Origin of the sequence: Synechococcus sp. WC101 (assembly GCF_047461555.1) — a bacterium.
Classification (GTDB): Bacteria; Cyanobacteriota; Cyanobacteriia; order Thermostichales; family Thermostichaceae; genus Thermostichus.
In genome coordinates, this window is the sequence record NZ_JANSHG010000070.1 from 1 (window position 1) to 12,226 (window position 12,226).

At 60.3% G+C, this 12,226-nt stretch carries 15 protein-coding genes; 7 read left to right on the forward strand and 8 right to left on the reverse strand.

What is annotated here, in order from left to right; genetic code table 11:
* Positions 1-182: 182 nt before the first annotated feature.
* Both NW809_RS06440 and rpsO read right to left on the reverse strand, forming a co-directional pair.
* Positions 183-617, reverse strand: a complete 435-nt coding sequence (locus NW809_RS06440; protein ID WP_011431559.1) for a PAM68 family protein — start codon at positions 615-617, stop codon at positions 183-185.
* Positions 618-652: 35 nt separating this feature from the next.
* Entirely contained in the window at positions 653-928 is a 276-nt protein-coding gene (gene rpsO / locus NW809_RS06445) for a 30S ribosomal protein S15 (RefSeq protein WP_011431560.1), read from the reverse strand.
* Positions 929-1,016: 88 nt separating this feature from the next.
* Here rpsO and NW809_RS06450 point away from each other — a divergent pair, with 88 nt between their 5' ends.
* Entirely contained in the window at positions 1,017-1,697 is a 681-nt protein-coding gene (locus tag NW809_RS06450; RefSeq protein WP_099812700.1) for a HEAT repeat domain-containing protein, read from the forward strand.
* Positions 1,698-1,763: 66 nt separating this feature from the next.
* Here the strand turns inward: NW809_RS06450 and apcD are convergent, their stop codons facing one another.
* From apcD to NW809_RS06470, 4 genes are all read right to left on the reverse strand, one after another.
* The gene (apcD, locus tag NW809_RS06455) at positions 1,764-2,249 is read right to left on the reverse strand and encodes an allophycocyanin subunit alpha-B (RefSeq protein ID WP_011431562.1); all 486 of its coding nucleotides are present in this window, start codon (positions 2,247-2,249) and stop codon (positions 1,764-1,766) included.
* 187 nt (positions 2,250-2,436) lie between these two features.
* Entirely contained in the window at positions 2,437-3,675 is a 1,239-nt protein-coding gene (locus NW809_RS06460; RefSeq protein ID WP_369781494.1) for a type IV pilus twitching motility protein PilT, read from the reverse strand.
* A gap of 370 nt (positions 3,676-4,045) precedes the next feature.
* The gene (gene folE, locus NW809_RS06465) at positions 4,046-4,735 is read right to left on the reverse strand and encodes a GTP cyclohydrolase I FolE (RefSeq protein WP_011431564.1); all 690 of its coding nucleotides are present in this window, start codon (positions 4,733-4,735) and stop codon (positions 4,046-4,048) included.
* A gap of 123 nt (positions 4,736-4,858) precedes the next feature.
* Positions 4,859-5,584 (reverse strand): SDR family oxidoreductase, encoded by a 726-nt coding sequence (locus NW809_RS06470; protein ID WP_099812698.1) that lies wholly within the window; start codon positions 5,582-5,584, stop codon positions 4,859-4,861.
* A gap of 224 nt (positions 5,585-5,808) precedes the next feature.
* On the opposite strand from NW809_RS06470, the gene NW809_RS06475 reads away from it, so the two are divergent.
* The 4 genes from NW809_RS06475 to NW809_RS06490 all read left to right on the forward strand — a co-directional run bounded on the left by NW809_RS06475 (position 5,809) and on the right by NW809_RS06490 (position 10,165).
* Entirely contained in the window at positions 5,809-7,005 is a 1,197-nt protein-coding gene (locus NW809_RS06475) for an ABC transporter ATP-binding protein (RefSeq protein ID WP_011431566.1), read from the forward strand.
* 455 nt (positions 7,006-7,460) lie between these two features.
* Positions 7,461-8,354, forward strand: coding sequence for a Tic22 family protein (locus NW809_RS06480; protein WP_414401757.1), 894 nt, complete (start codon positions 7,461-7,463; stop codon positions 8,352-8,354).
* Between the two features lie 11 nt (positions 8,355-8,365).
* On the forward strand, positions 8,366-9,253 hold the full coding sequence (gene prmC, locus NW809_RS06485; RefSeq protein ID WP_041438671.1) for a peptide chain release factor N(5)-glutamine methyltransferase: 888 nt from the start codon (positions 8,366-8,368) through the stop codon (positions 9,251-9,253).
* Positions 9,254-9,394: 141 nt separating this feature from the next.
* Positions 9,395-10,165 carry a sensor histidine kinase gene (locus NW809_RS06490; protein ID WP_011431569.1) on the forward strand — a complete coding sequence of 257 codons (771 nt, stop codon included), beginning with the start codon at positions 9,395-9,397 and terminating at the stop codon, positions 10,163-10,165.
* 25 nt (positions 10,166-10,190) lie between these two features.
* On the opposite strand, the gene psb27 is transcribed toward NW809_RS06490, so the two are convergent.
* Complete coding sequence (psb27, locus tag NW809_RS06495) at positions 10,191-10,592, reverse strand: photosystem II protein Psb27 (RefSeq protein WP_414401758.1); 402 nt, start codon at positions 10,590-10,592, stop codon at positions 10,191-10,193.
* A gap of 72 nt (positions 10,593-10,664) precedes the next feature.
* Here psb27 and NW809_RS06500 point away from each other — a divergent pair, with 72 nt between their 5' ends.
* Entirely contained in the window at positions 10,665-11,405 is a 741-nt protein-coding gene (locus NW809_RS06500) for an NnrU family protein (protein WP_049749798.1), read from the forward strand.
* 34 nt (positions 11,406-11,439) lie between these two features.
* On the forward strand, positions 11,440-11,832 hold the full coding sequence (locus NW809_RS06505) for a thioredoxin family protein (protein WP_011431572.1): 393 nt from the start codon (positions 11,440-11,442) through the stop codon (positions 11,830-11,832).
* On the opposite strand, the gene NW809_RS06510 is transcribed toward NW809_RS06505, so the two are convergent.
* A partial coding sequence (locus NW809_RS06510; protein ID WP_414401759.1) for a hydantoinase B/oxoprolinase family protein occupies positions 11,769-12,226 on the reverse strand: 458 nt, incomplete at its 5' end. The genes NW809_RS06505 and NW809_RS06510 overlap by 64 nt on opposite strands.

Consider the following 12,226-nt stretch of genomic DNA (forward strand, 5'->3'; position numbering starts at 1 on the left):
CCACCTCGGTGTTGATGTACGAGATCTACAAGATTGGCGTATCGTCAGGCAATTTGGGCAGGGCAGCCGCCCAATCCATTGTGCTCTTCTTAATTGTGGTGGGCCTGACGATCCTGCAATTCCGCACCACCGAGCGGAATGTAACGTATGGGGGATAACGGGGCTGGGGGAGAGAGCAAAATCTAGGATTCGTCAGCTTCCGACGGCTTAGAAGGGTCAGACAACTCGCGCCATTGCTTGAAAACATTGCCTAGGTTGCGGCGGAACTCGTCAATCCCCAGCAGGGATCCCGGCTCTGGATCCCAAGAAGCCGAGAACACGCCGTAGCTAATGCCCAAAAAGCCAAGGCCGAAAAAGGCCAGCGACTCCACCAAAGTAAAGTAGGGGGGCAGGGCTATCACATGGTTGGTTAAGAGATAGTAATTGACAAAAAAGCTGCTCAAGCCAAGGCCAGAAGGGATCCCGGAAAAGACCAAGATCCGCCGCACCATACGCCGGCTGACCTCAGGGGGAATGACAGCAACCGGCTCTCTTTGGGTCGGTTGCGTCTCCACCTGAGCAGGGGTAGAGCTGGAGCGGCGGCGGGAGGCTTTGGAATAGCGGCTGGACTTGCCCACGAAGGTAGCTCTCCGACAGTGATTTAGCTAGCTGCCTACTTTTTCACCCGAATGTTCAACCGTTCGGCCAGCTCCCGGAAGCGGTCGGGAGAACGTTTGGCAATGTAGTTGAGCAGCCGCTTACGCCGACCGATCATCATCATTAGGCCGCGGCGCGAGTTGAAATCTTTCGGGTTTTTCTGAAGGTGCTGCGAGAGTTGGTTGATACGGCTGGTTAGAAGAGCAACTTGTACCTCGGCAGAGCCGGTGTCAGTGTCGTGAAGTCGGTAGGTCTCGATAATCTCCTGCTTCTCTTGCTGCAGTAAGGCCATAAGTTCACAAAAACTGGATGCACTGCCTCAGAATGATAACATCGGCTTTTCGTCCTTTGCTATAGCCGGGTTAGGGGGAGAAAAGGAGATGACGACAACTTCTGGGGATCTGCCGGCCTTGCTGGAGCTGTTGAGCTCTCAGAACTTGGGGGATCGGCTGCGCGCCGTCAACAAGGCCAGAGAGCTCCCCGCGACCGAAGCCTTGACGCTGTTGCAGCGAGCTGTAACCGACGAGAATGCCCGCGTCCGCTATGCCGCCATTAGCCAATTGGGCACGCTCTCCGGCGCAGGTGTCGACCCGGCTGCCCTTTTGCCGATTCTGCGACAGTTTTTGCGAGAGGACCCCGAGTTCGATGTGCGGGCTGCCGCCGCCGCCGCCCTGGGGGATTTGAAGCAGCCACAGGCCCTAGACGATCTGCTAGAGGCTTACCGGCGAGAGACGGAGTGGCTGGTGCGCTTTAGCATTGTCGCCGCGCTGGGCGAGCTGGGCAACCCCGCCGCCTTCGACACCCTAGTGCAGGTTTTACAGGAAGGAGACGAGCTGCTAACAACAGCCGCTGCCGCTGCCCTGGGAGATCTAGGGGATCCGCGGGCCATCCCCCATTTGGAGCCCCTCATCGATTCAGACGATTGGCAGTTGCGCTACCGCGTCTGCATTGCTCTAGCCCAGCTCGGCACCGAAGCCGCCCGCCCCGGCCTAACCCGGCTGGCCCAGGATCCCCAAGAGCAGGTGGCCGCCCACGCCCGCACCGCCCTGGCATCTCTGTAGGCAGCAAGACCACCAAAGCTTGCCTTTCCACCGCCCAGACCGGCCTCCCTCCTCAAGAGAGGCGAGCTAGCTCATGGCATTGATGATGTAGTCGAAATAGGGGGCAGCCTCGGCGGCGGAGTCCGGATCCAGCAGGCTGAGGGCTGCTTCCTTCAAGAACACGATTGCATCGATCATACCGGCAATGGGCACGTTGAGGGCATTGTACATCTCCCGCACCCCTATCAAGCCGATGGACTCGATCGGCTCTTTGCTGCCGGCAATGATGCCATAGGTCACCAGGCGGAGATACCAGTCGTAGTCCCGCAGGCACTGGTTATAGCGCTTTTCGCCGTAGGCATTGCCGCCGGGTTGTATGTATTCGGGTCGCTTGGCAAATAGCTGCTTCTGCGCCTGATCGATAATGCGTTTTTTGTTCTCAGTTAACACCTGAGCGATCTGCAAACGCTTCTCGCCGCTGCTCATGTAATCTTTGATAGCTTGCAGTTCGCTGACGGAGAGATAGCGCAGTTGGTCGTCCGCGGTCTCGATGATCTGGTTGATCACGCTCACGGTAGGAATTCTCCTGTTTGCTAACTTGCTTTCAATTCAATTTGTTCACCAATCCGGCACCCATCCCGCAAGCCAAAGCTCGGCTCAGGAGATGAGAATATGGCCCAGAAAGCCAGCCTTGCCGCTTGCTCTCAGTTTAGGATAGGGCGAGCTTTCCCTCAAGCACCCACCCTGCGGGGCAGCGACCTCAGATGCGCCCCCGCAGCCATTGGGCCATCTCGTTGCGCCGCGGAGCCGCCTCCAGACACACCTCCTCTGTAATGCGCCCCTCTTGATAGAGCCGAAACAGCGACTGGTTCATGGTACACATCCCCTCATAGGAGCCGTCGGCAATCAGCTCCTCGATCTCGTCCACGGCACCCCGTTTGATGTAGTCGCGGATGGCATCGGTGTTGCGCATAATCTCGTGGGCAGCGGTGCGCTTGCCGTCGGTGGTGCGCACCAGCGTCTGGGCAATAATTGCTACTAGAGTCTCGGCCAGTTGCAGACGCATTGGCTCCTGCTCCTCTGGCCGGTAGATCCCCAAGAGACGCTCGATGGTGCGGACGGCGCTGTTGGTGTGCAGGGTTCCAAACACCAGGTGGCCCGTCTGGCCGGCCTTGAGAGCCGTATCCACGGTTTCGCGATCCCGCATCTCCCCGATGAGGATGATGTCCGGATCTTCCCGCAGCGAAGCCTTGAGGGCGTTGGCAAACTCCAGGGTGTGGATGCCGACCTCCCGCTGCCGCACCAGCGATTTCTTACTCTGGTGGACGAACTCGATGGGATCCTCAATCGAGATGATGTGCTTAGCAAAGTTGGAGTTGATGTAGTCCACCATCGCCGCCAGGGTTGTGGACTTCCCGGAGCCGGTGGGGCCTGTCACCAGTACCAGGCCCTTGTGCTCCTCGGCAATGCGCTTGAGCACCTCCGGCGCCCGCAACTGCTCCAGCGTCAAGATCTTGAGCGGGATCAGGCGCAGCACCATGGCAGGCCCTAGCAGAGAAACAAAGCAGTTAACCCGGCAGCGCACCAAGCCCTCGTACTGGATAGCGGTATCCAGCTCCAGGCACTCCTCAAACTGGCGGATTTGGTTCTCCGGCAGGCTTTCCCGCAGCCAGCTATAGAACACCTCGGTGGTGGTGACCGGGTAGTTGCCTATCACAATTTGCCCCCGATCCCGGAAACGGGGCACCTCTCCCACCCCCAGGTGAATATCCGAGTAGCCTTTTTCGTAGGCTTCCTGCACCAGTTGGCGCAGCGTCGGTCCAGCGGGGGCAGACTTAGGAGCAGCGGCGGCCACCGGGATCCGTCCAGCAGCCGTGGGGCGAGCCGGCGGCCCAAAAGGCGGAGCAGCCGAACCGGGGCTGGGGGGAGACACCTGAGGCCGGGCAGCAGGAGCTGGAGGGGGCGGAGACATCTGCGGGGGAGTGGCAGGGCCCGGCATGGGCACCGGCGTCTGCGGGGGGGCGACGGCCACATCTGGGGGGACGGGCCGGCCCAAGATGGGCTTGGGGGCGCTGGGGACAGGACGGGATCCGCTCCCGACAGGGGGAGGAGCAGCCCTGCCCAGCACCGGATCTAGCTGGGTTGGGGGTTCTGCCGAGGGCGCTTGCGCGGCCGCACGCGCGGGGCGCTGGATAACAGGCGGGGTCGGCGGCTTCCAACCGGAGTCTAAGTCGGTGGGAAATTGATTTTCGGGGCTAACCTCGCTCATAACAGGCCTCGCTTCTGGCAGGATCTGCGTCGATTTTAAGCTAGTATGCCCAGCCAGAGCAGAGGATTAGCTTTCTTGCCGGCAAAGCGCCGCGGCATCCTTAAAGGTTGGACGGGTGGCGAATGAGGCTCAAAAACTCCTCCCGCGTGCGGGGATCCTCCTGGAACACCCCCACCATCGAGCTGGTGACCGTCCAAGAGCCCGGCTTTTGCACCCCCCGCATCACCATGCACATGTGGGTAGCCTCGATAACCACCCCCACCCCATAGGGATCCAGCATGGTCATCAAAGCTTCCGCGATCTGGCGGGTAAGGCGCTCCTGAACCTGCAGGCGGCGGGAGTACATCTCGACAATGCGGGCGATCTTGCTCAGGCCCACCACCTTTTGGCGGGGGATGTAGGCAACATGGGCCTTGCCGATAAAGGGCAAGAGGTGGTGCTCGCAGAGGCTGAACAAAGTAATATCCCGCAGCAGCACCATCTCGTCGTGGCCCTCGTCGAAGATGGCGCCGTTGATGAGATCTTCCAGGGACTGCCGATAGCCGCTGGTCAAAAATTTCAGGGCGGCCACCACCCGCTCCGGCGTTTTCTTAAGGCCCTCCCGCTGCGGATCCTCCCCAATTCCCCGCAGCAACGTCTCCACTGCCGCTACCATCGCCGGATCCAGGCTCTCTGAGCCCTCGGGCTCTTGCCCCGCCGCATGGGACAGATCTCGGACAAGGCGAGACTTCAGGTTGGCTTTGTTGTTGAGTCGAAACTCGGCACCGGATCCAGGCTTGGCAAGAGTCATAGCAGGATATTCCTTGGGTTGAACGAAGGGTTGAAGGAACTTGTCGAGGGAGGCGGTGCAGGCAGATCTCCTCAAAAGCTCAGTCACAAAGGCCGTTACAGGAAAAGCCAGCTCCAGCCCGGCCTAAAAGGCTCCTGCTGCCGGCATGAGGGTCAGATCTTCCACCACGGCACCCTTGGGCAGGCGAACGATGTGGGCAATCAAGTCCGCCACCCACTCCGGCGAGAGCATTTTGGAACGGTCGAAATCGACCTGAACTGTATCCCAAAGAGGTGTATCCACAGCTCCGGGACACAGGCTGGTCACCCGAATGCCATGCTGCCGTTCCTCTGCGGCCAGGGCTTGAGAAAAGCCCAGCAGGCCAAACTTACTGGCGCAGTAAGCCCCCCAATTGGGAAAGGCTCGCTTGCCCGCAATGGAGATAATGTTGACAATCGTGCCGCAGCGCTGCCGGCGCATCGCCGGCAGGACGGCTTGGGCACAGAGAAAAGCTGCCGTCAGGTTCAAGTCGATCACCCGCTGCCAATCGGACAAAGATAAGGTGGCCAAAGGCCCGACATGGGCTATGCCGGCGTTATTGACCAAGACATCACAAACACCAAATTGATCCAGGAGAGCCTGCAACCGCTGCGGCAGGGCTCTTAAGTCGGCCAAGTCGATGGGAAAAACCTCCGCCTTTCCTCCCTTTGCCTGGATCTCCGCCTGTACCCCCAGCAAATCGGGATGGGAACGGGCCACCAGAGCAACTGCCACCCCCTGCCGAGCTAGGGCTAGGGCCACTGCTTTGCCGATCCCTCGACTGGCCCCCGTAATCAGGGCACGTTCGGGAAACTGGGTCTCAAAACTCATCCACAATAAAACTCTGGAATGCGCCGTCGAGAATAAGCGCCACCAGAGCCTGGGAAACTTCGTTAACCCAGTGTAACACTAATTCCTGCCTGCCCCTCCAAGCAAACAGGAAAGACTGGCATCGATCCCTCTCCGCCGCCCTCTAGCTGACTGGCGTCGGGCCGGGAAGGATCTGAGGTATGGTAGTCTGGTAAAGATAGTGAAAATCTTTTGCAACAACGATCATGGCCGAGTTTTTGATTTCCTCGACGTCCACCGCTGCCCGGACGGACTCTCCCTACATTCTTGAGGTTGAGCACATCAGCAAGGGGTTTCCCGGCCAGCGGCAGTTGGTTTTGCAGGAAGTGGCGTTTCGCCTGCCCCAGGGAGACATTCTGGGGATTGTCGGCCCATCGGGCTGTGGGAAGACCACTTTATTGCGCACCATTGCCGGCTTTGAGCAGCCAGACAGCGGGCGGATCCTGCTGGGGGGGCGAGTGGTGGCCGGGGAGGGGCAGTGGATCCCACCGGAGCGGCGGGGGGTGGGGCTGGTGTTTCAGGATTTTGCCCTGTTTCCCCACTTGGATGTGTTGGCCAATGTGATGTTTGGCCTCCGGCCCACTGCCCTGTTCGCGTCGGCAGCGGGGGGCGGCAGTCGCTCCTCCTCGGCTGAGGTGGGAGGCGCTGCCCAACAGGCGCGGGAACGGGCTGACGAGGTGTTGCGGTTGGTGGGTCTAGAGGACTACGCCCACCGCTATCCTCATGAACTTTCAGGCGGGCAGCAGCAGCGGGTGGCCCTGGCCCGAGCTCTGGCCCCCAAGCCCAGCCTAATCCTTTTGGATGAGCCGTTGAGCAACTTGGATGTGCAGGTGCGCTACTACTTGCGGGAAGAAATCCGCAAAATCCTCAAGCAAACCCAGACCTCGGCCATTTTCGTTACCCACGACCAAGAGGAGGCTCTCTGCCTTTCCGATTGGGTGGCGGTGATGCGGGAAGGGCGTATTGAGCAATGGGGATCCCCGGAGGAAGTCTATCGGGAGCCGGCTACCCGCTTTGTGGCGGAATTCATCGCCCAGGCCAACTTTCTTCGCTGTGAGCGGCGGGAGTTCGGTTGGCAAGCTGAGGGGCTGCTGCACATCCCATTTCAGGCTTTGAGGGATCAGCCCGATCCCCATCTGCGCCAGGGAGAGCTGATGATCCGGCAGGAGGAGTTACGTCTGCATCCCAATCCCCAGGGGAGAGTTACCATTCGGGATCGACAGTTTCTGGGGCGAGAGTATCGCTATTGTCTGGTTACAGAGACGGGCAAGCAATTGCACGCCCTGGCGCGGGAAGCTTTGCCGGTGGGCACGCGGGTTCAAGTTACCGTCGAGCAGGGCCGTCTGTTTCCCATTTCGGAACCTCAGTCAGTAGCGGGATCGGGAAGCAAGAGCTTTGCCTGATGGGATCTTTGCCCTCAGCCCAGGCGCCCCACGCCGCTGCCGCGTTCCCAGGATCCTGCCTTCTCAGCCCAGACTCTACAGCCAGAGGATGGAGGGGCTATCTGTATTTGGTGTGGATCCGCTTTGTTAGACTCCGTATATAGTAGGAGGTGATGCGGGATCCCCACCCAAAACGAGGGCTTTACCCCTCGACAGGGGTTGAGCAAATGCTTTAACCTTGCCTTCTAGGGTGGCCCAGGGAGCGCTCGTCAAAGAGGGTAGGGGGGCGTAGTGTCAGCAAGGGCCAGCTTCGCCAGGCGCTGTCCCCAAAGTCCCAAGAGTGCGCCGCATGGCCAGCCTGAGCTGTGTTGAGCAAGGTGAGCTTGGTCAGCTCCTCTTGGGCAGAGGTCGTCGGTTAGTGTTTCAGGGATCTGACCCAATAGCAACGAAGACAAGGCGTGATGCCAGGAGTAGAGATGAAAATGATGCGCGGTAATGCAGTGCCGCTTTTGGGATCCCTCTGCCGCCGTAGAGCTCAGGCAGGCGGGCAGGCCGCGTTCGTAGCGGCAGTTCGCAGCACCCTCCTGCTGGGGTTGGCGGGGGTGATCTGGGGGGGAGTTCCTACTTTTGCTCAAGGGGGGCCCCTCTCGACTCAGGCAGTGGCAGCCCCCATGAGTCGTCAAGAAGTGGCGGAGCGGCTGAATCTGGTGCCGGTTTTTGCCATTGTGTCTCAGAACGGCACCCCTGTGGTCGCTAACGTAGAGCGGGAGGGTCGCACCATCCAGGTGGCTTCTTTCTGGCTGGATCAGAACCAAGCCCAGCAAGCGTTGGATCAGGTGAAAGCCAAGAACCCTGAGGTGGGCCAGCAAGCCCAGGTGGTGCCCATTCCCTTGGGCTACGCCTACGAAAAGTCGGAAGAAGAGCGGGCCAAGAATAGCAATCTGTACTTTGAGGTGGTGCCTCGGGCTGCTGATGTGGAGGCGGCCAAGCAAGTGCTGAAAGAAACGGGTCAGGAGGTGCCGCCGGAAGTGATCGGCGTGCCGCTGTTCTATGGCCGCTCGGGAGAGGGGTTGCTGACCATCGAGCAGGATGGCCAGGAGGTGGTGCCTTTCTTCTTCGACCGCAACGACCTGAAGGGGGCTTTAGACCGGGCGGCGGCGCAGAACCCCGAGGTGGTCGGCAAAACCCAGATCGAGGTCACTTCCCTGGCCATCGTGGTGGAGCGCATGTTAGCCCCTGACGCCCAGGAGGATGTGCAGAAGATCGCTTTCATTCCGCCGCGCGCGTCGCTGGAGTACGTGCAATCGTTAATTCGCTCTGCCACTCCCCAGCCCAATCCACCTGCCACTCCCCAGCCTCAGCGGCGTTGACCTAGCTCCTGATGGGATCCCCCTCTGCGCTGGTGCAGCAATTGCTGGCCTGGCGTGCCCAGGCTCTGCAGGCGGCGCAAGCCGCCGGCATCCCTCCTCAGGAGGTGGAACTTCTGCTTAGGGAACGGCTGGGCTGGGGATCGTTGGAGCGCTTGCTGGGTCGGCCCCCGACGCTGCAGGGGGATCCGCTGGCGGAGGTAGAGGAGCTGTGGCGGCGCCGGCTGACAGAGCGCATCCCCCTGCAGTACCTGCTGGGAAGGGTAGAGTGGGCAGGTTTGAGCTTGCGGGTAACGCCAGCGGTGTTGATCCCGCGCCCGGAGACCGAGCTGCTGGTGGAGCAAGCCTCCCTTTGGTTGCAGTCTAACCTGCTGCCGCCGGGATCCCCTTTTGCCGACCTGGGCACCGGCAGCGGGGCCATTGCCATCGCTTTGGCCCAGGGGCATCCCCAGTTGCAGCTTCTAGCGGTGGACGTGAGCCCAGAGGCTTTGGCCGTTGCGGCAGCCAATGTGGCGGACTATCATCTGCAGGAACGGGTGAAGCTGTTACAGGGATCCTGGTTTGCGCCTTTGGATCCCTGGCGAGGTCGGCTGCGTGGCCTGGTTTCCAACCCGCCCTATATCCCCACCGGGGAGCTGGCCTACCTCATGCCCGAGGTACGGCTGCACGAGCCACGACAGGCCCTCGATGGCGGGGAAGATGGGCTGGTGCACTTGCGGCTTTTGATTCAAAAAGCACCGGATTACTTGGCCCCCAACTCCTTTTGGGCGGTGGAGGTGATGCAAGGCCAAGCCCCTTGGGTGGCGGAGCAGTTGCAGGCCAGAGGCGGCTATCAGCAGATCCAAGTCCACCGGGATTTGGCCGGAATTGAGCGGGTGGTCAGCGCCCACTTCGTCGGCTAGAAAGTTGGGAAGAAAAAGGTAGGATCCAGGAGCGCGCCGTTGTCAAACTAGCTAAAACCCAAGGCTCTCCATCCGAACGCCCTGCTTCGAACATCAACGGGATCTCCTACCTTTTGTCCGAAGTACCTCTGGAGGAAACCCTTGCCCGCAGCAAAACCCGATCCTCCCTCCCAGCAGGCCGCTGCTGCCGTCAGGCAAGAGGCGGTGGATTGGCAGTTTGCGTTTGAGCGCTCGGAGGTGATGCGCGCCTTTCAGCAGGAGCTGCTCGTCAGCATTGGCCACGAGCTGCGCAACCCCCTCAGCAGCCAGATGGGATCCCTGCAGTTGGTGCTGTCCGATCTGTGCGATTCCCGCGAAGAAGAGCGGGAGTACCTTCAAAGTGCCAAAGAAGCGGTGGAGCGCCTGATCCAGTTGCTCGAGGAGTACAGCCGCCTGGCCCGCCACGACCTGCCCATTCAACCCTTGCAACCGAAGCCGACCCGACTCCGTCCCCTCCTTCAGGATGTGTACAGCCTAACTCGCCTACAGGCCCAGGATCAGGGCATTCGCTACGAATGGCCGATCCTACAACCGCCTTCTGCCTCTGAGCTGCCCGCCCTCCCGGACAGCCTTATGGTTTGGGCGGATCCCCACGGTTTGGTGCAGGCTCTGCTGGGGGTGTGTCGCTGGGGTATTCGCACCCTACGCTATGGTTCGATGGCTCTACACCTCTATCCCATCGCAGCAGCGGAGGGGCGCCTGTGCCTGGAGTGGAATCTGGAAGGGCGGTGCCATGTGCCCATCCAAACAAAGGGTTGCGCTGCTTGGCGGGTGAGCGAACGGCTCCTGAGAGAAATGGGGGGCGATCTGGAGCTTGGCGAAAGCAGCCTCCACCGGGTTGTCATCAAGGTAATCCTGCGCCTCGCCCAGTGATTTGGATCTGGGAGATCTGAAAAGCTTAACCTTCGCGGCGCAAGGCCAGCTCAGCGCGATCCAGTTGCATCAGCACCCGCTCCACCTTCTCTGGGTCAAGAGGCCGCTTGGAGGTGCGGTAGTGGGAGGCCACGGTGTTGAACACGGTGCGCAGAGTCGTAAAGGATTGCAGCTTGTCGTAGCGATGGCCATGGTAGCGCCCTGCAAATTCTTGAATGGCCTTCATCGCTTCCACCTGCGCCTCCTCTGGATTCATCACGGGATCCGCTTCCGAGAGAACGGTGCGCAGGGTTTGGATCAGGGTCATGCTGTCTTCGTAGTACTTGCCGGTGAGGCGGGCCGCCTGAGCGCTTGCGGTCGCCCAGCCCAGCATCAGGGTGACCGAGAGGAGCAGGCCGAGAAAACGTAGAAAAAAAGGTTTCAGCATCGGAAGGTTGCCCAATGTAACTTATCTTTAAGCATAAGTCACAGCGACACCGGAAGAGGAGCCATCGAAAAGATGCTGTCCACTTTCTTCAACCACTTGCTGCCGGAGCTCGCCCGGTACAGATCCCACGCGATCATGTTGGGCATGATCTTGGGGTTTGCCTGTGCTCACAGTGGGCTGGCCCACTTGCGCCCCTGGGGGGAAGCTTGGCTGGGATCCCGTCTGTACCGCCTTCTTTTTGCGCTGGTCAGCCTCAGCTTGGCTCCGCTGTTGCTGATCTACTTTTTGAACCATCGCTACGACGGGGTGATCCTCTGGGATCTCCATGCTGTCCCCGGCATTCACACCACCGTTGTTCTTTTGTCGGCGCTCTCGTTTTTCTTTTTGTATCCGGCTACCTTCAACTTACTGGAGATTGCTGCCATTCACAAGCCGGAGATTCACCTGTTTGAGACCGGGATCATCCGCATCACCCGCCACCCCCAAATGGTGGGCCAGGTGATCTGGTGTGTGGCCCATTCCCTTTGGATTGGCTCCAGTTTTATGCTGGTCACTTCCCTGGGGCTGGTGGCCTACCACCTGTTCGCCGTCTGGCACGGGGATCACCGTCTGGAGCGGAAATACGGCCAGGCCTTCCGCGATCTCAAGGCCCGTACTTCTGTGATCCCCGGCTTGGCCATTCTGCAGCGGCGACAACACCTGCAACCGCGAGAGTTTCTGCGCTGGGCCTATCTGGGGGTGTTCAGCTTTGTTGTGATTCTTTATGCCTTTCATCCGCAAATGGTTTCTGCAGCCAGCGGGGTTGCCTGGTAGCATGATCCCAAACAACTTCTTTAGTCTGGGAGTGATGAACTTGCAAGTTGCTTTAGATGCTTTTAATCAAGAACTTTTGACAAGTGACGGGTTGGTGTTGGTGGATTTTGGTGCCCCTTGGTGTGGCCTGTGTCGCTTCATTCAGCCGATTACCGACCGTCTCGCAGCAGAGTGGGGCGGCGCGGTCAAGGTGCTGCGGGTGAATGTGGACGACAATTTTTGGCTGCCGCGCCGCTATCGGGTGCGCTCGCTGCCGACCTTAATTTTGTTTGAGAAGGGTCAAGAAGTGCAAAGGCTGGAGCACTTCGCCAGCCGCGATGATGTGCTCCGCCGCTGCGAGCAGTTGTTTCTCGCTCGCCTGCGCTATGTGGGTTCGGGTGCCTGCTCCTCCTCGCTGGACCCCCAAGCCCCGCCGCCAGGGGTGTAGAGGGTGAGCACATCGCCGGCTTTCAGGGGGCGGCTGATCTTGCTGGGCAAGGGATCCCCGTTGACGAGGTTGATCCCCAGCTGGCCAGGTTCGCCGCCTTCTTCCCCTTGCGGGGCATGGTGGCGCCGGTCGGTGAGCAGGGAGAGGGTGCAATCTTGCAAGGTCTGGATGGAGCGGATCAGCCCCCACCCGCCCCGCTGGCGGCCATGGCCGCCGGAATCTGGGCGCAACTCGTAGCGCAGCACCCGCAGGGGATACTCCAGCTCCAGGGCTTCGATGGGGGTGTTGAGGGTATTGCTCATGCCCACGTGCACCCCATCCAGGCCTGGTCGCTGCTGGCTGGCCCCCTGGCCGCCCCCCAGGGTTTCGTAGTAGGTGAAGTGGCGGTTGCCCA

Bases quoted from the DNA above. Each gene is read 5' to 3' on its own strand.
- rpsO (WP_011431560.1), bottom strand. From the start codon at position 928: ATGGCCTTACTGCAGCAAGAGAAGCAGGAGATTATCGAGACCTACCGA.
- NW809_RS06450 (WP_099812700.1), top strand. From the start codon at position 1,017: ATGACGACAACTTCTGGGGATCTGCCGGCCTTGCTGGAGCTGTTGAGC.
- NW809_RS06460 (WP_369781494.1), bottom strand. From the start codon at position 3,675: ATGCCGGGCCCTGCCACTCCCCCGCAGATGTCTCCGCCCCCTCCAGCT.
- folE (WP_011431564.1), bottom strand. From the start codon at position 4,735: ATGACTCTTGCCAAGCCTGGATCCGGTGCCGAGTTTCGACTCAACAAC.
- NW809_RS06470 (WP_099812698.1), bottom strand. From the start codon at position 5,584: ATGAGTTTTGAGACCCAGTTTCCCGAACGTGCCCTGATTACGGGGGCC.
- NW809_RS06475 (WP_011431566.1), top strand. From the start codon at position 5,809: ATGGCCGAGTTTTTGATTTCCTCGACGTCCACCGCTGCCCGGACGGAC.
- NW809_RS06480 (WP_414401757.1), top strand. From the start codon at position 7,461: ATGAAAATGATGCGCGGTAATGCAGTGCCGCTTTTGGGATCCCTCTGC.
- prmC (WP_041438671.1), top strand. From the start codon at position 8,366: ATGGGATCCCCCTCTGCGCTGGTGCAGCAATTGCTGGCCTGGCGTGCC.
- psb27 (WP_414401758.1), bottom strand. From the start codon at position 10,592: ATGCTGAAACCTTTTTTTCTACGTTTTCTCGGCCTGCTCCTCTCGGTC.
- NW809_RS06500 (WP_049749798.1), top strand. From the start codon at position 10,665: ATGCTGTCCACTTTCTTCAACCACTTGCTGCCGGAGCTCGCCCGGTAC.
- NW809_RS06505 (WP_011431572.1), top strand. From the start codon at position 11,440: ATGAACTTGCAAGTTGCTTTAGATGCTTTTAATCAAGAACTTTTGACA.